The 25,095-nt window shown below is 59.8% G+C and carries 18 protein-coding genes; 4 read left to right on the plus strand and 14 right to left on the minus strand.

Annotated elements, in window-relative coordinates; all coding sequences use genetic code 11:
* Positions 1–131: 131 nt before the first annotated feature.
* The 3 genes from AC09SL_RS09370 to AC09SL_RS09380 form a co-directional block, all read right to left on the minus strand.
* Positions 132–1,478 (minus strand): ATP-binding protein, encoded by a 1,347-nt coding sequence (locus AC09SL_RS09370; protein ID WP_058542558.1) that lies wholly within the window; start codon positions 1,476–1,478, stop codon positions 132–134.
* A complete protein-coding gene (locus tag AC09SL_RS09375) occupies positions 1,475–2,152 on the minus strand; it encodes a response regulator (protein ID WP_058542557.1) in 678 nt (225 codons plus the stop codon). The genes AC09SL_RS09370 and AC09SL_RS09375 overlap by 4 nt, the downstream gene beginning before the upstream one ends.
* Before the next feature lie 105 nt (positions 2,153–2,257).
* Positions 2,258–2,857 (minus strand): hypothetical protein, encoded by a 600-nt coding sequence (locus tag AC09SL_RS09380; RefSeq protein ID WP_058542556.1) that lies wholly within the window; start codon positions 2,855–2,857, stop codon positions 2,258–2,260.
* 144 nt (positions 2,858–3,001) lie between these two features.
* Here AC09SL_RS09380 and AC09SL_RS09385 point away from each other — a divergent pair, with 144 nt between their 5' ends.
* Both AC09SL_RS09385 and AC09SL_RS09390 read left to right on the plus strand, forming a co-directional pair.
* Entirely contained in the window at positions 3,002–3,793 is a 792-nt protein-coding gene (locus AC09SL_RS09385) for a dienelactone hydrolase family protein (protein ID WP_058542555.1), read from the plus strand.
* A gap of 316 nt (positions 3,794–4,109) precedes the next feature.
* Positions 4,110–4,835 (plus strand): 4'-phosphopantetheinyl transferase family protein, encoded by a 726-nt coding sequence (locus tag AC09SL_RS09390; RefSeq protein ID WP_196764493.1) that lies wholly within the window; start codon positions 4,110–4,112, stop codon positions 4,833–4,835.
* Between the two features lie 124 nt (positions 4,836–4,959).
* On the opposite strand, the gene AC09SL_RS09395 is transcribed toward AC09SL_RS09390, so the two are convergent.
* Both AC09SL_RS09395 and AC09SL_RS09400 read right to left on the minus strand, forming a co-directional pair.
* Positions 4,960–6,570, minus strand: coding sequence for an ATP-binding protein (locus tag AC09SL_RS09395; protein WP_064107104.1), 1,611 nt, complete (start codon positions 6,568–6,570; stop codon positions 4,960–4,962).
* Positions 6,567–7,289, minus strand: a complete 723-nt coding sequence (locus tag AC09SL_RS09400) for a response regulator (RefSeq protein ID WP_058542323.1) — start codon at positions 7,287–7,289, stop codon at positions 6,567–6,569. The genes AC09SL_RS09395 and AC09SL_RS09400 overlap by 4 nt, the downstream gene beginning before the upstream one ends.
* A gap of 899 nt (positions 7,290–8,188) precedes the next feature.
* Between AC09SL_RS09400 and AC09SL_RS09405 the strand changes: the two genes are divergently transcribed.
* On the plus strand, positions 8,189–11,080 hold the full coding sequence (locus AC09SL_RS09405) for a ribonucleoside-diphosphate reductase subunit alpha (protein ID WP_058542322.1): 2,892 nt from the start codon (positions 8,189–8,191) through the stop codon (positions 11,078–11,080).
* Between the two features lie 191 nt (positions 11,081–11,271).
* Here the strand turns inward: AC09SL_RS09405 and AC09SL_RS09410 are convergent, their stop codons facing one another.
* The 9 genes from AC09SL_RS09410 to AC09SL_RS09450 all read right to left on the minus strand — a co-directional run bounded on the left by AC09SL_RS09410 (position 11,272) and on the right by AC09SL_RS09450 (position 24,120).
* Entirely contained in the window at positions 11,272–15,765 is a 4,494-nt protein-coding gene (locus AC09SL_RS09410) for a beta strand repeat-containing protein (RefSeq protein WP_479571942.1), read from the minus strand.
* 63 nt (positions 15,766–15,828) lie between these two features.
* Positions 15,829–17,139, minus strand: a complete 1,311-nt coding sequence (locus AC09SL_RS09415) for an HlyD family type I secretion periplasmic adaptor subunit (RefSeq protein ID WP_058544897.1) — start codon at positions 17,137–17,139, stop codon at positions 15,829–15,831.
* The gene (locus AC09SL_RS09420) at positions 17,139–18,833 is read right to left on the minus strand and encodes a type I secretion system permease/ATPase (protein ID WP_231139274.1); all 1,695 of its coding nucleotides are present in this window, start codon (positions 18,831–18,833) and stop codon (positions 17,139–17,141) included. The genes AC09SL_RS09415 and AC09SL_RS09420 overlap by 1 nt, the downstream gene beginning before the upstream one ends.
* Before the next feature lie 253 nt (positions 18,834–19,086).
* The gene (gene flgE, locus AC09SL_RS09425) at positions 19,087–20,418 is read right to left on the minus strand and encodes a flagellar hook protein FlgE (protein WP_058544895.1); all 1,332 of its coding nucleotides are present in this window, start codon (positions 20,416–20,418) and stop codon (positions 19,087–19,089) included.
* A 28-nt stretch (positions 20,419–20,446) separates the two neighbouring features.
* Positions 20,447–21,169 (minus strand): flagellar hook assembly protein FlgD, encoded by a 723-nt coding sequence (gene flgD / locus AC09SL_RS09430; protein WP_058544894.1) that lies wholly within the window; start codon positions 21,167–21,169, stop codon positions 20,447–20,449.
* 15 nt (positions 21,170–21,184) lie between these two features.
* Entirely contained in the window at positions 21,185–21,628 is a 444-nt protein-coding gene (gene flgC / locus AC09SL_RS09435; protein WP_058544893.1) for a flagellar basal body rod protein FlgC, read from the minus strand.
* Positions 21,629–21,631: 3 nt separating this feature from the next.
* Positions 21,632–22,039, minus strand: coding sequence for a flagellar basal body rod protein FlgB (flgB, locus tag AC09SL_RS09440; protein WP_058544892.1), 408 nt, complete (start codon positions 22,037–22,039; stop codon positions 21,632–21,634).
* 272 nt (positions 22,040–22,311) lie between these two features.
* Positions 22,312–23,139 carry a protein-glutamate O-methyltransferase CheR gene (cheR, locus tag AC09SL_RS09445; protein ID WP_003204735.1) on the minus strand — a complete coding sequence of 276 codons (828 nt, stop codon included), beginning with the start codon at positions 23,137–23,139 and terminating at the stop codon, positions 22,312–22,314.
* Positions 23,140–23,193: 54 nt separating this feature from the next.
* Entirely contained in the window at positions 23,194–24,120 is a 927-nt protein-coding gene (locus AC09SL_RS09450; protein ID WP_058544891.1) for a chemotaxis protein CheV, read from the minus strand.
* 78 nt (positions 24,121–24,198) lie between these two features.
* Here AC09SL_RS09450 and flgA point away from each other — a divergent pair, with 78 nt between their 5' ends.
* On the plus strand, positions 24,199–24,963 hold the full coding sequence (flgA, locus tag AC09SL_RS09455; RefSeq protein WP_058544890.1) for a flagellar basal body P-ring formation chaperone FlgA: 765 nt from the start codon (positions 24,199–24,201) through the stop codon (positions 24,961–24,963).
* The last annotated feature ends 132 nt before the right edge of the window (positions 24,964–25,095 follow it).

A 25,095-nucleotide genomic window follows, 5' to 3' on the forward strand; every position in this document is an offset into this window, starting at 1 on the left:
GCCTCGTTGCACTCGACAGCTCCTACACAGCTCCTACACAGCTCACACACAGCTCCACAGCTCCACAGCTCCTACAGGCCCAGCGGAGCATCTCGGGCCACAGGGGCTCGCACACAGCGAAAATATCCCAGTCAAACCACCGGAAAATGAATCCTGAACGCCGCCCCGCCCAGCTCTGAATCCCCCAGGGTCAACTTGGCGCCGTAGCTCTCGATGATGTCCTTCACCACGGCCAGCCCGATCCCCTGCCCCGGATGCTGGCGATCCAGTCGCTCGCCCCGTTGGAGAATCCGTGCACGTTGATCCGGTGGCACGCCCGGTCCATCGTCCTCGACACTCAACTCCGTGCCGCCGAGGGTCTGATGCACGCTGACGCGCACCTCGCCCAGGCACAGCCGATAGGCGTTTTCCAGCAGGTTGCCGAGCATCTCCAGCAAGGCGCCCTGTTCGATCGGCACCTGGCAGTGCTCCGGCAGATCGAAACTGACATTGACCCGTTTGTCTCGATAGACCTTGTCCAGGGTGTCGCACAGGCTTTGCAGCACCGGGCGCAAGCGCACCTGATGGCGCACCAGCCCGCTCTTGCGCAAGCTGGCGCGTTGCAGTTGGTAGCCGATCTGCTGGCTCATGCGCTCGATCTGGGATTGCAGCACCCAAGCCTGTCCACGGTCCTCGGGGCGCCGGGCCATGTCTTCGCTGACGCCCTGCAACACCGCCAACGGGGTCTTCAAGCTGTGGGCCAGATCATCGAGGGAATCGCGATAACGGCTGCGTTGCTCCCGCTCGCCGTGCAGCAGGCGGTTGAGGGAGCCGGTCAGGCGCAACAGTTCCCGGGGATGCTCGGTACTGAGGCTTTCGCGAGTCCCGCTTTCGATTTCGTCCAGCTCCTGGCTCAAGCGCCGCAAGGCCCGAAGGCCCCAGGTCAGGCCGATCCACAACAAGGCCAGCAACACCGCCAGGGCCGCACCAAAGCCCAGATAGAGATTGTCCCGCAACCCTTGCAGCGTCACTTCATAGTCGCGCACCGGCTGCAGGGTGACGATGCTGAACGCCGCGCTCTGGCCGCCGAGCAGCTTGATCTCGACGTCATAGACAAAAAACTCCTGGCCGTCGTTCTCGCGAATGCGCGCGAACTGGTTGCCCAAGCCGTCATAGCGTGGCGTGTAGTTGATGTTTTCTTCCCGGGTGGCCTTGGATCGCCAGACCAGGCGCCCCTCGCGATCATAGATGTAGCCCAGCAGGCGGGCATCGGCGAGGTTGAAACGCTCATCGGGCAACTGCGCCGGCATCTTCAAGCGATTGTTTTCCACCCGGGCGGCGGAAATCAGCGTGGTCACGTCCGAGGCCAGGCGTTGCTCGATGGATTCCTGTAGCGCCAGGCTGAACGCGCCTTGCATGGCCGGCAACAAGGCCAGCATGAACAGCACCGCCAGGGTCATGGCAGCCAGCATCAAGCGCAGGCGAAGCGAACGAATCACTGGCAGCGCTCGTTGAACAGGTAACCCAGGCCACGCACGGTGTCGATCGGCTTGAAGCCGGCCGGGGCTTCCAGCTTACGACGCAGGCGCCCGACCAGCACTTCGATGACATTGGGATCGCGCTCGTCGTCATCGGGGTAAAGCTGCTCCATCAAGCGGTCCTTGGCCACCACTTGCTGGTGATGGCGCATGAGGTATTCGAGGATGCGGTACTCGTAGGCGGTCAACGCCAGCGGTTGCTCATCGAGGGACGCCTGCTTGCGATTGAGGTCCAGCAGCAACGGACCGGCTACGATGGTCGATTGGGTAAAACCACTGGAGCGGCGCAACAGGGCGTTCAAGCGGGCCTCCAGCTCTTCGAACTGAAACGGCTTGACCACGTAGTCGTCGGCACCGGCGGCCAGGCCTTCGACCTTGTCCTGCCAATTGCCGCGGGCGGTCAGGATCAGGATGGGAAACGTCTTGTCCTGCGAGCGCAGCCGGCGGATCAGTTCCAGCCCGCTGATGCCCGGCAGGCCCAGGTCGATCACCGCCAGGTCATGGTTGAATTCCCGAACCTGGTACAAGGCCTCTTCGGCATTGGCCACGGCCTGCACCACATGGCCGCTGTCGGTGAGACGAGTTTGCAGGTGGTGGCGCAACAGCGCTTCGTCTTCGACGACCAGTAATTTCATGGAGCCTCTCCCCAGGCAAATCAAACAATCCAGTGCCACGCACCTCAACGAAAGGCGCCGGATCGTCTTCGACCGATCCGGCGGGATACGCTCACCATCAACCGTTTAGAACGTGTAGTTGGCGGACAGGTACGTCTGGGCGCTGCTGGTCAGGTCCAGCGAGCCAACCTTGTCGCCACCGTGCGGGCTCATCTCGGTGCTGGCATTGCTGCGCAGGTAACGGTAACCCAGTTCAACCGAGGTGTTTTGCGAAATTTGTTGCAGCACGCCCCCTTGCAAGCCCACTGCGTAACCGATGTCGCTGTCGCGGCTGAAGCCGGGAGAATCCTGGGTCAGTTTGGTCAGGCCCACCGTGCCACCACCGAACAGTTTGGTGCTGCTGGTGACCGGATAGAACACATCGTAGCTGCCCAGCAGGTTTTCCTGGCGCAGCTTGATGCCGTTGTGGGTGCCCGAGACGTTGTCGTAGGTGGCGTAGTAGCGGCCCTGATCGTTTTGCTTGCCCAGTCGCAGGCCATACGTGGTGTCCTTGCCGATGACGCCATCGGCGTTCGGGTTGTTCAGGGCGCTGTCCAGGGCGTTGGATTTCTTCACCTTGTCGCTGGTCTGGCCGAGGGTCAGGCTGGCGAAGTTGTCATCGGCGTGGGCCAGGGCGGTGGCGCCCAGCACGGTGAAAGCCAACAGCAGTTTTTTCATAGCAGTCATGATCAAGTTCCTTTGCAGCGTGGGTATTTTGTGAAGTCGCCGCCACCTTAACCAGCGATCCCTGAACACCCCTTGAACGTTCTCTGAACCTGCGCTGAATGAATCGGCTAATCTGTGCGGACCACTTTTATAAGGAGATCCGTCATGCGCAGGCTGCTTGCTGTTGTACTTCTGGCCATGAGCGGTGTGAGCCACGCCGCCATCCAGACCCAGGAGATCCCCTACACCAGTGCCGACGGCACCCAACTGATCGGCTATTACGCGTATGACGACGCCGTCAAAGGCCCGCGGCCGGGTGTGGTGGTGGTGCATGAATGGTGGGGGCTGAACGACTATGCCAAGCGCCGTGCCCGTGATCTCGCAGGCCTGGGCTACAGCGCCCTGGCTATCGACATGTACGGCGACGGCAAGAACACCGAGCACCCCAAGGACGCCATGGCTTTCATGCAGGCGGCGCTCAAGGACGGCGCGGCGGCCAGTGCCCGCTTCCAGGCCGGTCTCGACCTGCTGAAGAAACAGCCCCAGACCGATCCGCACAAACTCGCCGCCATCGGCTACTGCTTCGGCGGCAAGGTGGTGCTCGACGCGGCGCGCCAGGGTGTGCCGCTGGCCGGCGTGGTGAGCTTCCACGGTGCGCTGGTGACCAATACTCCGGCAACGCCTGGCAGCGTCAAGGCCAAGGTGCTGGTCGAGCATGGCGCCCAGGACAGCATGGTCACCCAGGACAACGTCACCGCGTTCAAGAGCGAGATGGACAAGGCCGGCGCCGACTATGAATTCGTCAGCCTCGAAGGCGCCAAGCACGGCTTCAGCAACCCCGACGCCGACCGCTTGAGCCACGGCGAACATGGTGGACCGGACATTGGCTACAACAAGGAAGCCGATGAGCAGTCGTGGGCGGACATGCAGAAGTTCTTCAAGAAAATCTTTGGCTGAAATCCCCCTATGGCAGGGGAGCTTGTTCCCGCTCGACTACGCAACGCTTTGTAGGAGCTGGCGAAGCCTGCGATCTTTTGATCTTTTGATCTTTTGATCTTTTGATCTTTTGATCTTTTGATCTTTTGATCTTTTGATCTTTCGCTTGAGATTCAAGTGGCTGGAGAAAGATCGCAGCCTCGTTGCACTCGACAGCTCCTACACAGCTCCTACACAGCTCCTACAGAGCCCAGTGGGTGCAAGCTCCCTTGCCACAGAGCCTATCCCTCTTCTGCCCCACTACCCAGCCTCCCGCCAACCCGGCAAAATGCCCGGCATGAATACACTCCCCACCCTGCCCGCTTGTTGCTCGTCCCTGGATGAACACTGGCTATTGTCCGACGCCCTGCCCGACACGGTGCTGCTGAGCACGCGCTTTGACCCATTGTTGCTGGTGGGCGCCGACTTCCCCAACAGTGCCATCGAGCCCCCGGCGAGCATCCAGCGCTCGGTCGCCAAGCGCCAGGCAGAATTCCTGGCCGGGCGGATCTGCGCCCGGGCGGCATTGCAACGGCTCGACGGCCAAGCCTGCGTGCCGGCCATCGGCGAAGACCGTGCCCCGGTGTGGCCGACCCATGTCAGCGGCTCGATCACCCACAGCACGGGTCGGGCGGCGGCTATCGTCGCGAAAAAAAATCACTGGCAAGGGCTGGGCATGGACGTGGAAAACCTGCTCGACCCCGAGCGCGCCGAACGCCTGGCCGGTGAAATCCTCACCTCGCCAGAGTTGCAGCGCATGACCGGGCTCGCGCACGATGATCGGGCCTTGCTGGTGACCCTGACCTTTTCAGTGAAAGAAAGCCTGTTCAAAGCGCTGTACCCCATCGTCAGGCAACGCTTTTATTTCGAGCATGCCGAGGTGCTGGAATGGACACACGATGGACTGGTGCGCCTGCGCTTGCTGACAGACCTGTCGAACGAGTGGAGCCATGGCAGTGAGCTGCAGGGGCAGTTTGGGGTGAAGGATGGGCAGCTATTGAGCCTGGTGGGGATCAGGGCCTGAGAACTGTGCTGCTTTTCAGGGCCTCATCGCGGGCAAGCCTTGCTCCCACAGGTCAGTGTTCCCTCCTTGTTTGCTGTGGGAGCAAGGCTTGCCCGCGATGGCGATCGATCAGGCACCCCACCTATCAAGACCTGTCCTGATGCCTCGGCCAACTCAAACTGAAGCACGCCCCGCCCAGGCTCTTGCTCTTGCCGATCAGCGCCCGGCCGTCGTGCCAGTGGATGATCCGTCGCACGATCGACAACCCCAGCCCATGGCCGCCCGACGCCCGGGCGCGGCTGTCGTCCAGGCGCAGGAAGGGCTTGAAGATCCGCTCCCACGCCGCTTCCGGCACGCCGGGCCCATCGTCTTCCACATCCACCCGGCATCGCAACTGGCCCACCTGATAGCTGACGGTGACCCGGGAACTGGCGTGACGCATGGCATTGCTCACCAGGTTCTGCAGGGCACGATGCAGAAAACGAGGCTCGGCCTCGACCCAGGCGCCATCACAATCGGCGGCCGACAGGCAAAGACCGCGCTCGACCGTGACCCCGGCCCGCAAAGGGCCCAGTTCATCGATCACTTGATTGACCAGCGCATCCAGGTCCACCCGCTGAAAGTTCAAGGCCGGTGAACCCTGCTCCAGCCGCGCGTAGGTGAGCATTTCGTCCACCAACCGATCCAGGTCTTCAATGTCGTGGTCCATGCCCGCCAGGTATTTGTCCCGGGCCTGGGGCGTGCTGGCGCTGCCGAGCATTTCCAGGCCGAAGCGCAGGCGCGCCACCGGGGTACGCAATTCGTGGGACACCGCCCGCACCAGCTCACGCTGAATCGCCAACAGTTGTTGCAGATGTTCGGCCATGCCGTTGAACGCCGCGGCCAGTCGCCCGACCGAGTCGACACCTCGGGCCGGCACCCGGGTTTCCAGGCTGCCTTGGGCGATCTGTGTGGCGGCCGACTCCAGGCCACGCAGGCGCCGCTCCAATTGGCGCACCAACAGGTAGACGATCAACCCGATCAGGCTCAAGCCCAGCGCCGCGATCAGCACCAGCCATTGCGGCGGATAAGGATTCATCTGGTACAGCGGACCGATCTCCAACACCCACGGCGTGCCGACCATGCCGGCGAAGACCCGGATGGAGTCGCCGCCCTTGCCCAGCGCCATTACCGTATCGCCCTCGGACACACGACGGCGCTGGTCTTCGTCCATGTCCGCCTGCTCGACGGTCATGAGTCGCAGGTCGAAACCAAAGCCTTTTTCCTGCGCCAGTTGCGCCAGCCGTTTAGGTTGTTCGGCCACGGGGTAACGCACCAGTTCATCGGCCAACAGGTAAATGGTTGCGCGGGCCAGTTGCTCGCTGATCTGCTGAACCTCCCCGACCAACATCAATTGCTCGGCATCATTGACCAGCCGATAGACTTTTGCCGCGTGCGGCCCGGTCTGCTCCACCAATGCCTGGCCGCGCAGTACGCGGGTGCGCTGGCCGAGGTCCAGGTCGGTCTGGGGAAACGTCTGCAAGGCCAGGGGAATACCCAGCAGGCGCTCCCACACCGCCAACGCCCGGCGACGCTCGGTACCGTTCATCGGCCGCAGGTTATCGGCCATCAATGAAAACGTGCCGTGGGCCAGGCGCTCGCGGTATTGCTCGCTGCGGGTCTGGTTGAGCAGGTGCAGGGCCAGTACGCCGAGGACCGCCACCAGCACCAGTGCGGCGCACATGCCGCCATAAATACGCAGGAAGATCGAATTCACGGTGCCAGGTCTACGCAGGCTTCAGGAACGAACAGGTAGCCCTTGCTGCGAATGGTCTTGATCAGCCGTGGATGGTCCGGGTCATCGCCGATCTTGGGGCGGATGCGTGAAATGCGCACATCGATGGAACGGTCCTGGCCGTCATAACCAATGCCGCGCAGGGCGGTGAAGATTTCTTCCCGGGACAGGATGCGTCCGGCATTGGACACCAGCAGCCACAGCAGGTCGAATTCGGCGCTGGTCAGCTCGATACCGTTGCCCTGCAACCAGGCTTCGCGCAGGGCGTCGTCGACTACCAACGGGCCGAATTGCAGGCGTCGCTGCTTCTGCGCCACGCTCGGTTCCGGTTCGCTGCGCCGCAGCAGGGCCTGGATGCGCGCCAACAGCAAACGCGGACGAACCGGCTTGCAGACGTAATCATCGGCGCCCAGGTCCAGGCCCTGGATCTGATCGGTGTCGTCGGTGCGGGCGGTGAGCATCAGGATCGGCCCGTCATAATGTTCGCGCACCTTGCGGCAGATGCTCAGGCCGTCTTCGCCGGGCAGCATCAGGTCGAGAACGACCAGGTCCGGCTGTTCGGCAATGATCCGCGCCGCCGCCACCGCGCCGTCGCCTTCGATGGCGACACGCAGCCCGTTGCTTTCGAGATATTCCCGGGTCAGCTCGGCCAGACGCTGGTCATCCTCGACGATCAATACCTGCCAGGCTTCTTGTTCCACTGGGGCCTCGTCTTGCTGTGAATATAAAAGGAAGGATCAACACAAAATCCTGTGGCGAACACAAAACCCTGTGGCGAGGGGATTTATCCCCGCTGGGTCGCGAAGCGGCCCCTTGCGTTCTGTCTGACACGCACGGTCGCCAATGTGGGGCTGCTGCGCAGCCCAGCGGGGATAAATCCCCTCGCCACAAGTGTTCGCTTCGAATACAGACCCTCCCCCATCTTTTTGTCATGTTAAAGGAGGATAAACACACCCACGCATGGGCCGATTGTATAAACGTCGCCTGCGCAGAAAACAAGCGAACAAATGCGTTTCGATCGGCTGGGTTTTCTGTGGTAATGTCCGCGCCCGCAAAAATCACCGGGCGGTTTTCGGATCGTCGAAACCGGCGAAAAAAGGTCCACTCCAGCTAGGTCGCGGCCTACAGAGCCGTTCCACGTTTCGCACACAAATTACGCACAGGCTTATCCACAGGTAGTACGTTGCATACCCCCCGAAAACGCATTATCTTGTAGCCCGCCGCGTAAAAAACCCTACATGTAGGGTTTCAGGCCAAAAACCAAACACAAGTCGGACAGAGAATTCAAGCGCTTTTCTTGCTTCTGTCCAGCTGAAACACCGTATTTCCCCAAGCCCAGACCGCCCCTGCGGATGGCAACTGTTTCAAGGTCGAAAACGACCGAAACGGTACGGGTGTTGCAGTCAATTGCTGCCACCCCGGCAACCTGGTCTCGAGCCTCGCTCGTAACCTGAGAACTTCGGATGGAAGCGGCATTAAACGCCCGCTTCCTACTGTCCCGAAGTTGTTATGCCCGGCGCCAGTCGGTTGTAGTGCTTCAGGACGGAACGGTGGGCACCGTGATGGTGCCCAAACAAACATAGAGAACGTGGAGACACCCATGCACACCGACACAACTCGCGAGAACCCGCAGGGCACCGCGCCGCTGGCCGCCGATTCGAGCCCGGATCTGTCCGCCACCGCGCCGGGCCAACTGCGTGTGATCAAGCGTAACGGCACTGTCGTTCCTTACACCGATGACAAGATCACCGTCGCCATCACCAAAGCGTTCCTCGCAGTTGAAGGTGGCACCGCTGCCGCTTCGTCGCGAATCCACGACACCGTGGCCCGCCTGACCGAACAGGTCACCGCGACCTTCAAGCGTCGCATGCCTTCGGGCGGCACCATTCACATCGAAGAAATCCAGGACCAGGTCGAACTGGCCCTCATGCGTGCCGGCGAGCAGAAAGTGGCCCGCGACTACGTGATCTACCGTGACTCCCGCGCCAAGGAACGTGCTACCCGCTCCCCGGCCGACGCACCGGTCCAGGCCCACCCTTCGATCCGCATCGCCCGCGCCGACGGCAGCCTGGCGCCGCTGGACATGGGCCGCCTGAACACCATCGTCACCGAGGCCTGCGAAGGCCTGGAAGAAGTCGATGGCGACCTGATCCAGCGAGAAACCCTGAAGAACCTCTATGACGGTGTCGCGCTCAAGGACGTCAACACCGCGTTGGTGATGACCGCGCGGACCCTGGTGGAACGCGAGCCGAACTACTCCTTCGTGACCGCCCGCCTGCTGATGGACACCCTGCGTGCCGAAGGCCTGAGCTTCCTGGAAGTCGCCGAGAGCGCGACCCACCACGAAATGGTCGACCTGTACGCCAAGGCGTTGCCAGCTTATGTTGCCAAGGGTATCGAGTTCGAATTACTGAACCCGGTCCTGGCCGAATTCGACCTGGAGAAACTCGGCAAGGCGATCAACCACGAGCGCGACCAGCAGTTCACCTACCTGGGCCTGCAAACCCTGTACGACCGCTACTTCATCCACAAGGATGGCGTGCGTTTCGAACTGCCGCAGATCTTCTTCATGCGCGTGGCCATGGGCCTGGCAATCGAAGAGAAGCAGCGCGAAGACCGTGCGATCGAGTTCTACAACCTGTTGTCGTCCTTCGACTACATGGCCTCGACCCCGACCCTGTTCAACGCCGGCACCCTGCGTCCACAACTGTCGAGCTGCTACCTGACCACCGTTCCGGATGACCTGTCGGGCATCTACGGCGCCATCCACGACAACGCCATGCTGTCGAAATTCGCGGGCGGCCTGGGCAACGACTGGACCCCGGTTCGCGCGTTGGGCTCGTACATCAAGGGCACCAACGGCAAATCCCAAGGCGTCGTGCCATTCCTCAAAGTGGTCAACGACACCGCGGTCGCGGTCAACCAGGGCGGCAAGCGCAAGGGCGCAGTCTGCGCCTACCTGGAAACCTGGCACATGGACATCGAAGAGTTCATCGAGCTGCGCAAGAACACTGGTGATGACCGTCGTCGTACCCACGACATGAACACCGCCAACTGGATCCCTGACCTGTTCATGAAGCGCGTCTTCGACGACGGCAAGTGGACCCTGTTCTCGCCGTCCGAAGTGCCGGACCTGCACGACCTGACCGGCAAGGCTTTCGAAGAGCGCTACGAGTACTACGAAGCCCTGACCGAGTACAACAAGATCAAGCTGTTCAAAGTCGTCCAGGCCAAAGACCTGTGGCGCAAGATGCTGTCGATGTTGTTCGAAACCGGCCACCCATGGCTGACCTTCAAGGACCCGTGCAACCTGCGCAGCCCGCAGCAGCACGTGGGCGTGGTCCACAGCTCGAACCTGTGCACCGAAATCACCCTGAACACCAACAAGGATGAGATCGCGGTCTGCAACCTGGGCTCGATCAACCTGCCGAACCACATCAAAGACGGCAAGCTGGACACCGCCAAGCTGCAACGTACCGTGAACACCGCCGTGCGCATGCTCGACAACGTGATCGACATCAACTACTACTCGGTGCCACAGGCGAAGAACTCCAACTTCAAGCACCGTCCGGTCGGCCTGGGCATCATGGGCTTCCAGGACGCCTTGTACCTGCAGCACATCCCGTACGGTTCGGACGCTGCCGTCGAGTTCGCCGACAAGTCCATGGAAGCGGTCAGCTACTACGCGATCCAGGCTTCCTGCGACCTGGCCGACGAGCGTGGCGCCTACGAGACGTTCCAGGGCTCGCTGTGGTCCCAGGGCATCCTGCCGCTGGACTCGCAACAGATCCTGATCGCCCAGCGCGGCCAGAAGTACATCGACGTTGACCTGAACGAATCCCTGGACTGGGCACCGGTTCGCGCCCGTGTGCAGAAAGGCATCCGTAACTCCAACATCATGGCCATCGCACCGACCGCCACCATCGCCAACATCACCGGCGTGTCGCAGTCGATCGAACCGACCTACCAGAACCTGTATGTGAAATCGAACCTGTCGGGCGAATTCACCGTGATCAACCCGTACCTGGTTCGCGACCTCAAGGCCCGCGGCCTGTGGGACTCGGTCATGATCAACGACCTGAAGTACTACGATGGCTCGGTACAGCAGATCGAACGCATCCCGCAAGAGCTCAAAGCGCTCTACGCCACCGCGTTCGAAGTGGACACCAAGTGGATCGTCGACGCCGCCAGCCGTCGCCAGAAGTGGATCGACCAGGCTCAGTCGCTGAACCTGTACATCGCTGGCGCCTCAGGCAAGAAGCTCGACGTGACCTACCGCATGGCTTGGTACCGTGGCCTGAAAACCACTTACTACCTCCGTGCCCTGGCCGCCACCAGCACCGAGAAGTCGACCATCAACACCGGCAAGCTGAACGCTGTTTCCAGCGGCGGCAACCATGGTGATGATTCGGTCCTGGCTGCTCCAGCAGGTCCGGCGCCAGTGCCAAAGGCCTGCGCGATCGACGAACCGGATTGCGAAGCTTGCCAATAAGCTGAGTGGGTGGGCGCGTAAAGGCGCCTGCTGAAGAAGCCCCCGATAGACCGCTGGTTTATCGGGGGTTTTCTTTTGTGTTGGGAAAAAATCCAGATAACAAAACGGCAAAGCCTTGGTTGTGGGCTTTGCCGTTTGTTTTTACAACCGCAGCTGCCAGGTGTCAGTGATAGCAGCGGTTGTTTCCAGGCTTAGGCAGGGATAGTGAATACGTCCCCATTAGCGGTCTGAAAGGACTCAATGGTATTGGAGCCCGCGTACCAGTCAGCAAGAATGACTGCATTGTTCTGATGACCCGAATTCCACTCCACGGCATTGAAAATGAACGCATTGGTGCCATCCGTCTTGATCATCACATCTGCATAGGATTGGATGTTCAGGAGCTGGACCAAATCACCACTGGAAGTGCCTTCATCCTTGATCATCACGCTGGTGGAGGATTGCACTTTGTAAGTGTCGCTGCCATCACCGCCAAAGGCGTAACCACCACCTACCATGTTCAGGGTGTCGGAACCGGCACCGCCATGTAGTTGGTATTCAGGCCCAGTGCCCACCAGTGAGTCACTGCCGTCGTCACCGTAGGCGATGCCGGCATAAACCGTGATGTTGTCATTGCCGGCATCTCCGTGCAGGATACTGCCAGCATCGTTGTTGGCACCGAACATACCGTCATTGCCATTACCGCCGTGCAGTTCATCCGCTTCGGCGGGGCCAGTGCGATCTGGGCCATTAAAGGCATAGGGCTCATACTTGCCACCATAAATGTAGTCATTGCCGTCGCCGCCATAGACCACGTCATTGCCCTCACCGCCATAGATCTCGTTTTGGACAGCGTTACCGGTCAACGTATCGTCGAACGCCGTACCATGCAGGCCTTCAATGTTGACCAGTACATCACCGGTTGCATCGCCTCCGGTGACCGTGCCTGCCAGCATATTGATTTGCACCGCCGCTGAACTGCCGGTGTACCAGGCGGCGTCGGAAGCACCTGCCCCGCCATCGATAAAGTCAGCGCCCTGCCCACCAATGAACGTTTCGACGCCAGTTCCGCCAATCAACGTATCGTTGAACGCCGTCCCTTCCCAGTTCTCGATGTTGGTGTAAGTGTCTCCTGCCGCAGCGCCAGTCAAAGGCTGGGTGAGGTCCAGCGTGATGGCCGAGGTTTCAAAGGCAAAACTGACCGTGTCTCTGCCGAAAGCACCATCGAAATTATTGGCCTGTTCGTTACCCATAAAGGTATCGTCCCTACCCGACCCGACGAACTTCTCGATGCTGTCGAACGTATCGCCCTTGGCGATAGCCGTATGCTCACCAGTCTTGAAGTTGAGCGTCACGCCGACCGGTCCGATGTCGCTGTAGCTGACCGTATCGATGCCATCTCCACCGATGAAGGTGTCACCGCCATCTCCACCCATCAAGATATCGTTGCCAACACCTCCAGTGATGATGTTATCCAGTGCGTTACCCCTCGCTTGGAAGCCGACAGTGCCGGTATAGGTCAAATTCTCGACTTCAGCATTGAGCTGGTAGTACCCCTGATTAGTGCGCACCTCATCGATGCCGCCACCCGCCAACTCAACAATCGCCCCATAGGTGGCGTTATTGAGGACATAAACATCATCGCCCGCACCACCTTGCACTGTGAATCCGGTCGAGTTGGTGTTGGCGATGAAGACGTCGTTGTATGCCGAACCGATAATTTTCTCGATGCCCGAGAAGCTATCGCCTTCGGCATCGCCCCCCACCCCGACGCCCGAACCGACACCAGATACCCCCAGAGTCAGCGTCACGCCCTGAGCGGATTGAGAGTAATCCGCCACGTCGACGCTACTGCCCGCGCCACCGTCGAATTTATCTGCGGTCGCACCGCCCATGAACGTATCGGCGTACTGTGAGCCTCGGATAACTTCGATATCCGTATAGGTATCGCCCGCTGCAATGCCACTGTGCACACCGGTTTTAAAGTTAAGCGTCACACCAACAGTGCTGTCATCGTAACTGACGGTGTCCGTACCGCTGCCGCCAATGAAGCTGTCAGCGCCTCCACCGCCAAGCAGGGTATCGTTGCCTGTCCCGCCGGTGATGACATTGTCAGTGGCGTTGCCGCGACCGGTGAAGTTACCGGTACCGGTATAGGTCAGGCGCTCGACGTTATTGTACAAGCTCATACTGGCGATATTGGTACGCACTTCATCGTCGCCGCCACCGGCGGTCTCGGTAATCACTGCCGTAGCATTGCCGTTGACGATGTAGAGATCGTTGCCAGCTCCACCCTGCAGGTTGAAACTGCCGACAGTGGTGGAGTTGAACACATCGTCGTAGGCCGAACCGATAACCTTCTCAATGCCCGAGAAACTGTCGCCCTCGGCATCACCACCAGTCCCGGTGCCAGCCCCGGAGGCCAGGGTCAGGTTGATAGCCCCAGAAGAAAGCGAGTAGTCGACGACGTCTATATTATCGGCAGTGACGGTGCCGCCCTCGAACTTGTCGACATTTGCACCGGCAACAAAAGTATCGCTGTACTTGGAACCACGAATGACTTCGATGCCATCAAAAGTATCGCCAGCGGCAATACCCGTGTGGACACCGGTTTTGAGGTTAACAGTGACCCCAGTTAGAGCGTCGTCATAACTGACGGTGTCAGTCCCTACACCACCGACGAAGAGGTCGGCACCCGCCCCCCCTGAGAGCAGATCGTTGCCAACGCCGGCCGAGATGATGTTGTTGCTGGCGTTACCGGTACCGATAAAATTGCCGGTGCCGGTGTAGGTCAATCGCTCGACTTCGGCACTCATCGACATGCTGGCAAGGCTGGTGCGGATCTCGTCATCCCCGCCACCGGCGGTCTCGATCACCGTCTGATAGGCCGGGCCATTGATGACATAGAGGTCATTGCCCGTCCCACCCTGCAGCGTGAACGTAGCGGCACCCGTAGTGAAGATATCGTCCTGGCCCGAGCCGACGACTTTCTCGATATTGATGTAGGTATCGCCCTGCGCATCACCACCTTGGCCACTGCCCACACCCTTGGTGGTAAGGGTGATGTTGACGGCCTGTGCCGATAGCGAGTAATCCACCGCATCGGTGCCGCCACCGATAGTCCCGCCATCGAAGTTGTTGGCTTCGGCACCACTGAAGAAAGTGTCACCGCTGTTGCTGCCCCGAATCACTTCAATGCTGGAGAACGTATCGCCTGCTGCAACACCTGTGTGAATGCCGGTTTTCAGGTTGACGGTGACACCTACTCCCGAAACGATATCCTCATAACTGGCGATATCGATGCCCGCACCGCCAATCAGTTGGTCGGCTCCTGCACCGCCGATCAATAGATCATTACCTGCACCGCCGGTGATGATGTTGTCACCGGCGTTGCCGCGACCCGTGAAGTTAGCGGTACCGGTGTAGGTCAGGCGCTCGACTTCGGCACTCATCCCCATGTTGGCCAGGCTGGTGCGGATCTCGTCATCACCTCCACCCGCCAGTTCACCAGCCCCCATCGAACCGCCGTTGATGATGTAGACATCATTGCCGGCACCACCGTTAAAGGTCACGCTACCGGAGTTAACGGTAAAGACATCATCGTAGGCCGAGCCGGTGATCACCTCGATGTTACTGAATGCATCGCCCTGGGCATCGCCGCCCGCACCGGTGCCTGCGGCACCCGTCACGGTCAGGTTGACCGCCTGGGCAGAACTGGCGTAGCTCAGGGTGTCGTAGCCATTGGCACCATCAAAGGTATCGGCGGAGATGCCGCCGATAAAGTTGTCGCTGTAGGCCGAGCCGCGGATCACTTCGATGCCATTGAAGGTATCTCCCGCGGCAATACCTGTATGAATGCCTGTCTTCAGGTTGACGGTGACACCTACTCCCGAAACGATATCCTCATAACTGGCGATATCGATGCCCGCGCCGCCAATCAGTTGGTCGGCTCCTGCACCGCCGATCAATAGATCATTACCTGCACCGCCGGTGATGATGTTGTCACCGGCGTTGCCGCGACCCGTGAAGTTAGCGGTACCGGTGTAGGTCAGGCGCTCGACTTCGGCACTCATCCCCATGTTGGCCAGGCTGGTGCGGATCTCGTCATCACCTCCACCCGCCAGTTCACCAGCCCCCATCGAACCGCCGTTGATGATGTAGACATCATTGCCGGCACCACCGTTAAAGGTCACGCTACCGGAGTTAACGGTAAAGACATCATCGTAGGCCGAGCCGGTGATCACCTCGATGTTACTGAATGCATCGCCCTGGGCATCGCCGCCCGCACCGGTGCCTGCGGCACCCGTCACGGTCAGGTTGACCGCCTGGGCAGAACTGGCGTAGCTCAGGGTGTCGTAGCCATTGGCACCATCAAAGGTATCGGCGGAGATGCCGCCGATAAAGTTGTCGCTGTAGGCCGAGCCGCGGATCACTTCGATGCCATTGAAGGTATCTCCCGCGGCAATACCTGTATGAATGCCTGTCTTCAGGTTGACGGTGACACCTACTCCCGAAACGATATCCTCATAACTGGCGATATCGATGCCCGCGCCGCCAATCAGTTGGTCGGCCCCCGCTCCGCCAATAAGAAGATCGTTGCCATCCCCACCGCTCAAAATGTCGTCACCAGCCAAACCGCGTATTTGATCATCGCTTGCAGTACCTACCAGCGTGTCAGCACCGTTGGTCCCGTAGATTGCTGCCATAACATCTTCCTTGTGTGTGTGTGTGTTGGAAACTACGCTAAAGAACGCCAGATACGTCGGGGCTTACCCCTCTCTGAACGCACGCTGGGCGTGATCACTGATGGGTTTAAGCAGGTAAGACAGGACTGTTCTGTCTCCGGTTTTTATAAGAGACTCCACCGGCATGCCCGGAACAAGCGTCAGGCCGGACAGGCGCACCAGCTCTCCTTTGGAAATGCGAATACCAGCCCGATAGAAACCAGCACCGGTCCGTTCATCCTGAATGAGGTCGCCAGACAAACGCACCACCGAGCCTTGGAGCTCCGGGGTCGTGCTGCGGTTGAAGGCGCTCAAACGCAACGTGGCTTTCTGGCCTAGGGAAACCTGATCGATGTCCTGTGCACTGATCTTCGCCTCCACCAGCAGTTCATCGTCGGCGGGTACGATCTGCATGAGCCCCTCGGCCGGTGAGATGACGCCACCAATGGTATGCACCGCCAATTGCTGCACGCGCCCGGCAATCGGCGAGGTGATGTCGATACGTTTGAGCTGATCGCTGGCCGTGATTTCCCGCTCGATCAGTTCGCCCTGGCGGGCCAGCAGGTCGCGCAATTCCAGGGACACTTCACTGCGGAAAGTCTGGTCAACCTGGAGTCGTTGCAACTCGGTTTCGGCGATCTTGCCCCGGGCCTCGGCAATGGAGGCCATCAGTTGTCCACGCTCCCCACGCAGCCGGGCGATACCCCGAGCCAGGGCATTGACCCGGTCGAGGGTCATCATGCCTTTGTCGAACAGTTTCTTGACGGCCTGGTATTCGCTATCGATCAGTTCTATTTCCTCAAGCTTGGTTTTCTGCTGGATGTCATGGCCGGCAATGGTTTCGTTGAGTTGCCGGACGCGCTCGCGCAGTTGCTTCTTCTGGCCTTCGCGGGAAGCGCGACGGTCAAGGAACAACTGCTGCTCGCTGGCCATGACCAACTTGGCCTCATCCAGGCTCATGCGGGTCAGCAACTCTTTGGGGACCGCTACTTCGCTGGCATTGTCCCGCTCGGCCTCCAGGCGAGCCAGACGCGCCCAAGCCTGATTCAAGGATTTACTGACGATGGCTTGGCTGGCGGCGGGCAATGTAGCGTCGAGGCGCAACAACACGTCCCCTGCCGCGACTGCCTGCCCTTCCTTGACCAACAGTTCGGCGACAACGCCGCCGGTAGGATGCTGGACAGTCTTGACGCTGCCCTCCACGGCAACCACGCCCGTGGCGATGACGGCGCCGGACAGGTTGGTGCACACCGCCCAGGTCAACCCTCCACCGAGCAGCACCACCAATGAGATCGCCCCCCAGCGCAGATGACGGGATAAAGAATCGGTCAGATTGGCTTCTTGATCGGTCTGCATCAGTTGGATACTCCCAGTTCCACGACATTGTTGGCGGGCCGGGGAGCTGGCGCAGGCGGCCTTTTAAGGACGGCATCCTTGGGGCCGAAAGCCACTTGCACGCCGTTTTCGAGAATCAGCATATGGTCAATCACCGACAAGATATTGGTGCGATGGGCAATCACCACCACGATTGCGCCACGGGCCTTGAGCGCCAGGATGGCCTTGGCCAACGCCTGTTCGCCTTCGGCATCGAGGTTTGAATTCGGCTCATCCAGCACCACCAAGAACGGGTCACCGAACAGTGCCCTGGCCAGGGCCACCCGTTGTCGTTGGCCGGCCGAGAGGTTGATGCCTCCCTCGCCCACTTGAGTCTCATAACCTTGGGGCAGTTGCAGAATCAGCTCATGGACCCCGGCTAACTGCGCAGCGCTGACAATCGCACTGTCCTGTGCCGAAGAGTCCAGCCGGGCGATGTTCTGGGCAACGGTTCCAGTAAACAAACCAACGCTTTGCGGTAAATAACCGATCAACTTGCCTCGCGCCTGTTCGGTCAGCAGCTCCAGCGGCGCGCCGTCGAGCCGGACATGCCCGCGAGCCGGCGCCCAGGCGTTGACCAGCACCCGCGCCAATGACGACTTGCCCGATGCGCTCGGCCCTACCACACCAACGGCAGTGCCCGCCGCGACCATGAAGTTGATATTTTGCAAGGTCAGGCTTTGCGCGCCGGGCGGCGCGGCAAAAATACTTTCGACCTGCAAACTGCGATGGGCAGCGGGCAATTCGGTCTTGCTCTGTGCATCCGGGAACAGAGAGAACACTTCCAGCAGTTTCTTCCAGGCGATCTGGGCACCCAACAGGCTGCGCCACGTGGCAATGACCTGCTCCGCCGGCGCCAGGGTCCGCGCCACGATGATCGAGGCCGCGATCATTGTGCCGCCGCTCAAGTCGCCTTGGATCACCAGCCACGCCCCCAGGGCCAGGGCGGCCGACTGAACGACCTGGCGCAGGGTTTTAGAAATGCCACCGTAAAAGCCGCCGATGTCGATCGAGCGTCGTTGCAGGGTGATGAAGGTGCTGTGATTCTTCTGCCAGATAGTCGACGTATTGGCCAACATGCCCATGGCCATCAGTGCTTCGGCGTTCTGGTGAGCTTGCTGGCCCAGATGATTGCGCTTGTTCAACGCCTCGGCCGAAGCTTGCATCAATTTGCGGGTTTGCCGGTCAGTGATCAGGGTCAGACCGATGAGGATAATCATCAGGCCGGCGGCCAAAAGGCCGAACAACGGATGAATATAAAAGCAGACCGCGAGGTAAACAGGCATCCAGGGCAAATCGAAAAAAGCCACCAGGCCCGGTCCGCCAATAAAACCGCGAATCTGGTCCAATTCCTGGGCTGGTTTCAGGGCATCGCCGGTAATGGGTGTCTTAAGCGACGCACCGGCAATGACATTGAAGACCTTGGCGGACAACGCCAGATCCAGCGAGGAAGCAATTCGCACCATGACTCGGGAGCGAATGATGTCCAGCAGGCCTGAAAGCGCATAAACCCCCAGCGCCAGCAGCCCCAGGGCGACCAGGGTCGGGATGCTCTGGCTGGGAATGACTCGGTCGTAGACTTCCAGCATGAACACCGGGCCGATCAGCGCCAGAATATTGATCACACCGGAGAACAGCGCAGCACCCAGCAGCCCCCGACGCAGTAACGATTTCAATGAAGGCGCGACAATAGGCGCACTGACAGCGTTATGGGGTTTCAACTGGTATCCGTCCCTTGGTTTTCGTGACATCCCTGTCGTCAGTCAATACCGACTCGATGACAGTCGTATGGAAACTTGACGCTCGTTGAGCGATTAGGACTGAAGTGCAAGTTCCGCACCAGTCATCCGACAAACGGTAGTAATCACCAAAATCTCATGAAAAAAAAACCGACGTCTCAGGACGTCGGTTTTTTTAAGCAGCCCGCTATCAAGCCATCTGAATGATGGTCTGCATGATGGTGCTCTGGGTGGAGATGGTCTTGGCGTTCGCCTGGTAGTTGCTCTGGGCCTTGATCAGCTCGACCAGTTCGTTGGTCAGGTTGACGTTGGATTCTTCCAGGGAGTTGGAGACGATCGAACCCAGGGTCCCGGTTTCCGGGGCGTCGTAGCCCGGGATGCCCGAGGCGAAGGTTTCTTTCCAGCTGGTGCCGCCTACCGGCTGCAAACCTTGCTCGTTGGTGAAACTGGCGAGGGCGAGCTGGCCGATCGGCTTGGTCTGGTTGTTGCTGAAGTTGGCCAGCAATACACCGCTGCCGTCGATGGTCAGGTTGGTGATCTGGCCGGTGGCGTAACCGTTCTGGGCAGGGATCGAGCGGGCGGTGTCGGCGTTGAACTGGGTGGTATTAGACATGGAGATCGTAATGGTATCCGCACCATCAGCGCCGTTGGCGGTCCATACGCCATCCGTCACGGTACCTGGCACCCAATTGTCCAGCTCCAAATCGTTGCTGATGGTCGGCGGGGTCGGCGGAACAGTGACCGGTCCCGGGGTACTGACCTGAACCAACTTGCCGCTCGAATCAAAGGTCATGGTCGAGGGGACCGCCAGGGAGGTGGCGGCGGTCGGCGAGCTGCCATCCAGGTTTCGACCATCGATCAGCGTATAAACATCCCATGTATTGGAGCCGGTCTTGACCATGTATTGGTCCATGGAATGCTGGTTACCCTGGGTATCGTAGACCGGCGTGGTGAATTGCTTGGTGAAAGTGGCTGTATCGGCCGGATTGAACTGGTAAGGGGCCACTTGGCTGATAGCCGTCGCCGTCGAGTTCAGGTTGATCGTCGACGAAACCAGGCTGGTGGCTTGCGGCGGCAGGTTCGAGGTGTCGATGCGCAGGTCGGTCAGGATGCCGTTGAGGATGTTGCCATTGGCATCCACGCCATAACCCTGCAGGCGTGAAGTGCCATCGCTGTTGGTGATGAAGCCTTCCTTGTCGGTCTTGAAGGTACCGGCACGGGTGTAGCTCAGCGAACCGTCGTTGCTCAGGACAAAGAAGCCCTGACCCTGGATACCCATGTCCAGCACGTTGCCGGTGTTGTTCACATCACCCTGGCCGAACTGCTGGGAAACGTTGGCCAGGCGTACGCCGTTGCCGACGGTCTTGCTGCCCGAGCCCAACTTGGTGGCCGAGTAGACGTCTTCGAATTCCGCGCGGGACGATTTGAAACCGGTGGTCGCCACGTTGGCGATGTTGTTGCCGGTCACGTCCAGCTGTTTGTTGGCTGCATAGAGACCGCTAAGGCCGATGTTGAAAGACATGTTGACTCCTTTTGCCGGTTAGTCGGCTCTACATACCAATAGTTTGTACTTTGGACAGGGCGATGCTGCCCAGCCCGGCCAGGTTGAGCATCAGCTCACCGCCCGTCTGGCTGATCGTCACGCTGCTGACCGTGGCCGGCAGGTTAGTGATCAGCGACACGGCCTTGCTGTCGATAGTGGTCGAAGCGGTGAAGGTATAGGTGCCCGACTCGACCGTCGTGCCCGCGTCGTTCTTGCCGTCCCAGATGAACGCCGAATTGCCGGCGTTCTGGCTGCCCAGGTCGATGGTGCGAACGGTCTTGCCGTCCTTGTCCACGATCTTGACCGCGACGGAAGACACCGATGTCGGTACCACCACCGTGCCGTTGAGGCTCTTGGAGGTATCGACCACGGCCTTGTCGCCCGGAGCGATGACCGAGCGACCGACCAGCGACGAGGCCTGCAAGGCCTGGGACGAGTTGTAGTTGCCGGCGATGCCGCTCACGGTCTCGTTGAGCGTGGTGATGCCTTCCAGGCTGCTGAACTGCGCCAGTTGGGCAACGAACTCGCCGTTATCCTGTGGCTCCAGCGGGTTCTGGTTTTTCAGCTGAGTGACCAGCAACTGCAGGAACGCATCCTTGCCCAACTCCTTCTTGCCGGTCGCCGCACTGGTTGCCGCGCCCAGGCCATCGGTCGTGGTGTTGGTCTTGACCGAGGAGTTGGCCAGAATCTCGTTGAGACTCAAACCGCTGGTAGTGTTGGTGACGCTCATGTGAATCGCCCCTTATCACTGACCGAGGGTCAGGACCTTCTGCATCATGGTTTTGGCAGTGTTCATCATTTCGACGTTGGTCTGGAACGAACGACTGGCGGAAATCATGTCGGCCATTTCTTCGACGACGTTGACGTTCGGGTAATAGACATAACCCTTGGCGTCTGCGGCCGGATGGTTTGGTTCATAACGTGCGTCGAGGTTGCTCTGGTCTTCGACCACGCCAAGCACCTGTACGCCCTGCCCGGCCGCGTCCTGCTCCTGGAACAGCGAGCCGCTGCCGCCGGACTGGCCGCCCTGGAACATGGTGGCGAATACCGGGTGACGGGCGCGGTAGGTCTGGTCGATGCTCGACGAAACGGTCTCGGCGTTGGCGATGTTACTGGCCACAGTGTTCAGGCGAGTGGTCTGGGCACTCATGGCACTGCCGGCAATGTTGAATACGCTAGCGATCGACATGGCTTACTCTCCGCGCAGGGCCGATACCAGCCCTTTGAACTTGCTGTTGAGCAGGGTGAAGCTGGCCTGGAAGTTCACGGAGTTTTCCGCGTAGTTGGACTGTTCCAGTTGAGCGTCCACGGTGTTCTGGTCGATCGAAGGTTGCATCGGGGTGCGATACATCAGCGATTCATCGCCATTGCCCAAGCCTTCAGCTTCGATATGACGGCTGTTGGTCGTGTTCAGGGCGAAGTGGCCGTTCTTGGTCTTCTCGTTCTGCTCGGCGAGCACTTTGGAGAAGTCCAGGTCCCGAGCCTTGTAGTTCGGGGTGTCGGCGTTGGCGATGTTGTTGGCCAGGACTTCGGCACGCTGGGCGCGGAAGCTCAGGGCCTGTTCGTGGATACCGAGCGCTTTATCGAAGCTGATGCTCATGTCGGAAACCTTTGGGTGACCAGAATGTACGTACGACGGCTAAAGCAAGCGTCGTGCCATTTTCGAAAAGCCCATAAACCGGGGGCTTTGCGGGCAGCGGCAAAGCGGCAATGCCAGAAAAGCGGCAACTGGCTTCCGCAGGCTGCCGCTTTTCTGCCGCTTTCATCCTGTCGACGAGGAACAAGCCCGCTCCCACAGTGGCGAATGGAAATCGGCAGGCAAAAAAAACGGGAGCCCCGTGGGACTCCCGTTTTTTTGACAACCCAAGCCAATCACTTCGCCTGGTAGATGATCCCCGGGCTGCACTGGACCATCTGGTAATGATCCGGCAAACCGTTCAACGCCTCGGAGGCGCCGAGGAACAGGTAGCCGCCCGGCTTGAGCGTGCTGTGGATGCGCAGCAGGATGTCTTTCTTCACTTCGGCGGAGAAGTAGATCAGCACGTTGCGGCAAAACACGATGTCGAACTTGCCCAGGCTGGCATAGCTGTCCAGCAGGTTGAACGAGCGGAACTCCACCCGACTCTTGATCGGTGCCTTGACCACCCATTTGCCCGGCCCTTTCGGGTCGAAGTAACGTTGCAGGCGATCCGGCGACAGGCCCCGGCCGATGGCCAGGCTGTCGTACTCACCGGTCTTGCAGTTATTGAGCATGGTCCCGGACAGGTCGGTGGCGACGATCTGCACGCCGCCTTTCAGCTGGCCGAGATTGGACCGTTCGAACTCATCGATGGACATCGACAGCGAATAGGGTTCCTGCCCCGACGAACAGGCCGCCGACCAGATCCGCAGACGCTGGCCCGGGCTGGCCTTGATGGCCGCCGGCAGCACTTTGTTCTTCAATACCTCGAACGGATAGGTGTCACGAAACCACAGGGTTTCGTTGGTGGTCATCGCGTCCACCACCATCTCGCGCAAGCCACTGCGCGGCTGGGTCTGGATACGCTGCACCAGTTCGCCCAATGACTTGAGGCCCTGTTGTTCCATCAATTTATTGAGACGGCTCGACACCAGGTATTGCTTGTTTTCACCAAGCAAGATGCCACAGGCTTTTTCCAGGAAGACCCGGAACTGTTCGAAATCCAAATTACCCGTAGACAAGATACCGCCTCTTTCATCGTGTTGACTTGCCGGACGCACAACGCGCCCGACCTTTTATTCTGCCGCCTTGATCCGATCGACGACCCGTGAAGCCAGGTCATCGGGACGGAATTTCGCCAGGAAATCGTCTGCGCCGACCTTCTTGACCATCGCCTGGTTGAAAACCCCGGACAATGAAGTATGCAAGATGATGTGCAGTTTCTGCATGCGCGGGTCACTGCGGATTTCCGACGTCAGGGTGTACCCGTCCATCTCCGGCATCTCAATGTCGGAGATCATCATCAGGAACTCTTCCTCGGGCTTCTTGCCCTCGTCGACCAGCTTGCGCAGGTAATCCAGCGCCTGTCGCCCGTCATTCAACGCCACTACCTCGACGCCGACCGTTTGCAGGCAACGGGTCACCTGCTTGCGGGCCACCGACGAGTCATCGACGGTCAACACCCGCAACGAAATCGCCTTGTGTTGGGTTTCGGCATCCACCACACCCACGGAGATCGCTTCCGGCGTGGGCGCAACTTCGGCGAGGATCTTCTCCACGTCGATGATTTCCACCAATTGGTTATCGACCCGGGTCACCGCCGTGAGGTAGTGATCGCGGCCGGTGCCCTTGGGCGGTGGATGGATCTCTTCCCAGTTCATGTTGACGATGCGCTCCACCGAGCGCACCAGGAAACCCTGGGTCTTGGTGTTGTACTCAGTGATGATCACAAACGGATTGCTCTGGTCCAGCAGACGACCGGAACCGGTCGCCATCGCCAGGTCGAGAATCGGGATGGTCGCTCCCCGAATATTGGCCACACCGCACACGACGGGGCTGGACTTGGGCATCAAGGTCAGCTTGGGGCATTGCAGCACCTCGCGAACCTTGAATACGTTGATCCCATACATTTGTTGGCCGTCGAGACGGAACAACAACAGCTCCAGGCGATTCTGACCAACCAGCTGAGTGCGCTGGTTTACCGAATCCATTACTCCCGCCATGCCCTGACTCCTACCTAACGCTAATGTGTCCGACGCGCATTCATCACTAAACGGCACGGGGCTTGCTATTGAACCGGCATGAACGCACAAACGACATTTTCTCGACGCCTGACCACTCACTGCCGCCACTGGCTCGGTGCACTGCTGGCTGTCTGCCTGCTCACTTCGGGCGGTCCTGCCCTTGCTGCTGTTCCGGTTACCTTGCCTGATCTCCTTATCGGCGTCACTCAGGGCTTTCTTGAATTCACCGTAGAAGACTATCTGGCTACCAGTCAAACGGAAGGTCGCTACGAGATCGAAGTCAACCAGATCGATCCGCGCCTGCGCATGCCAATGTGCGACAAGGAATTGACTGCTTCGCTGGAGAGCCCGTCACGCCCCCTGGGCCGCGTCACGGTGAAGGTTCGTTGCGACAGCACCACGCCCTGGACGGTGTTCGTGCCCGCTCAAGTGCGCCTGTTTCGGGAAATCGTCACCACCACGCGTCCGCTGAGGCGGGCCGGGATCGTCGAGCCCCAGGACGTGACGTTGCGCGAACGGGACGTCAGCCAGATCAACCAGGGCTTCCTGACCTCCGTCGACCAGGCCATCGGACAGAAACTTGTCCGACCAATGGTCGCCGATCAGATCGTGACACTGGTCCACCTGGAGCAGGCCGAGGTGGTCCGCAAGGGCGACCAGGTGGTCATCACCGCCCGCAGCGGCTCCCTGTCCGTGCGGATGCCCGGCGAGGCCTTGTCCAACGGTGGCATGCGTGAACAGATACGGGTAAAAAACCTCAACTCCCAGCGCGTTATCAAGGCGCAGGTGATGGCCCCGGGCCAAGTGGAAGTGGCGATGTAGTGATCGGGTAGAGGAGGTAGAAAGCTGGCGCTTGATCCCGGTGTTCCCTAGACTGTGCCTTATGCAAAGGCAAGCGCAGACGTGCGCACGTTCATTGTATAAATGAGCCTAAAGTTTTTTTGGGGATGGCCG

It is taken from the genome of Pseudomonas sp. PF05, from assembly GCF_056521845.1.

Coding starts and splice junctions, on each gene's coding strand:
- AC09SL_RS09375 (WP_058542557.1), bottom strand. CDS start 2,152: ATGAAATTACTGGTCGTCGAAGACGAAGCGCTGTTGCGCCACCACCTG.
- AC09SL_RS09380 (WP_058542556.1), bottom strand. CDS start 2,857: ATGACTGCTATGAAAAAACTGCTGTTGGCTTTCACCGTGCTGGGCGCC.
- AC09SL_RS09385 (WP_058542555.1), top strand. CDS start 3,002: ATGCGCAGGCTGCTTGCTGTTGTACTTCTGGCCATGAGCGGTGTGAGC.
- AC09SL_RS09390 (WP_196764493.1), top strand. CDS start 4,110: ATGAATACACTCCCCACCCTGCCCGCTTGTTGCTCGTCCCTGGATGAA.
- AC09SL_RS09405 (WP_058542322.1), top strand. CDS start 8,189: ATGCACACCGACACAACTCGCGAGAACCCGCAGGGCACCGCGCCGCTG.
- AC09SL_RS09410 (WP_479571942.1), bottom strand. CDS start 15,765: ATGGCAGCAATCTACGGGACCAACGGTGCTGACACGCTGGTAGGTACT.
- AC09SL_RS09415 (WP_058544897.1), bottom strand. CDS start 17,139: ATGCAGACCGATCAAGAAGCCAATCTGACCGATTCTTTATCCCGTCAT.
- flgE (WP_058544895.1), bottom strand. CDS start 20,418: ATGTCTTTCAACATCGGCCTTAGCGGTCTCTATGCAGCCAACAAACAG.
- flgD (WP_058544894.1), bottom strand. CDS start 21,169: ATGAGCGTCACCAACACTACCAGCGGTTTGAGTCTCAACGAGATTCTG.
- flgC (WP_058544893.1), bottom strand. CDS start 21,628: ATGTCGATCGCTAGCGTATTCAACATTGCCGGCAGTGCCATGAGTGCC.
- flgB (WP_058544892.1), bottom strand. CDS start 22,039: ATGAGCATCAGCTTCGATAAAGCGCTCGGTATCCACGAACAGGCCCTG.
- AC09SL_RS09450 (WP_058544891.1), bottom strand. CDS start 24,120: ATGGCGGGAGTAATGGATTCGGTAAACCAGCGCACTCAGCTGGTTGGT.
- flgA (WP_058544890.1), top strand. CDS start 24,199: ATGAACGCACAAACGACATTTTCTCGACGCCTGACCACTCACTGCCGC.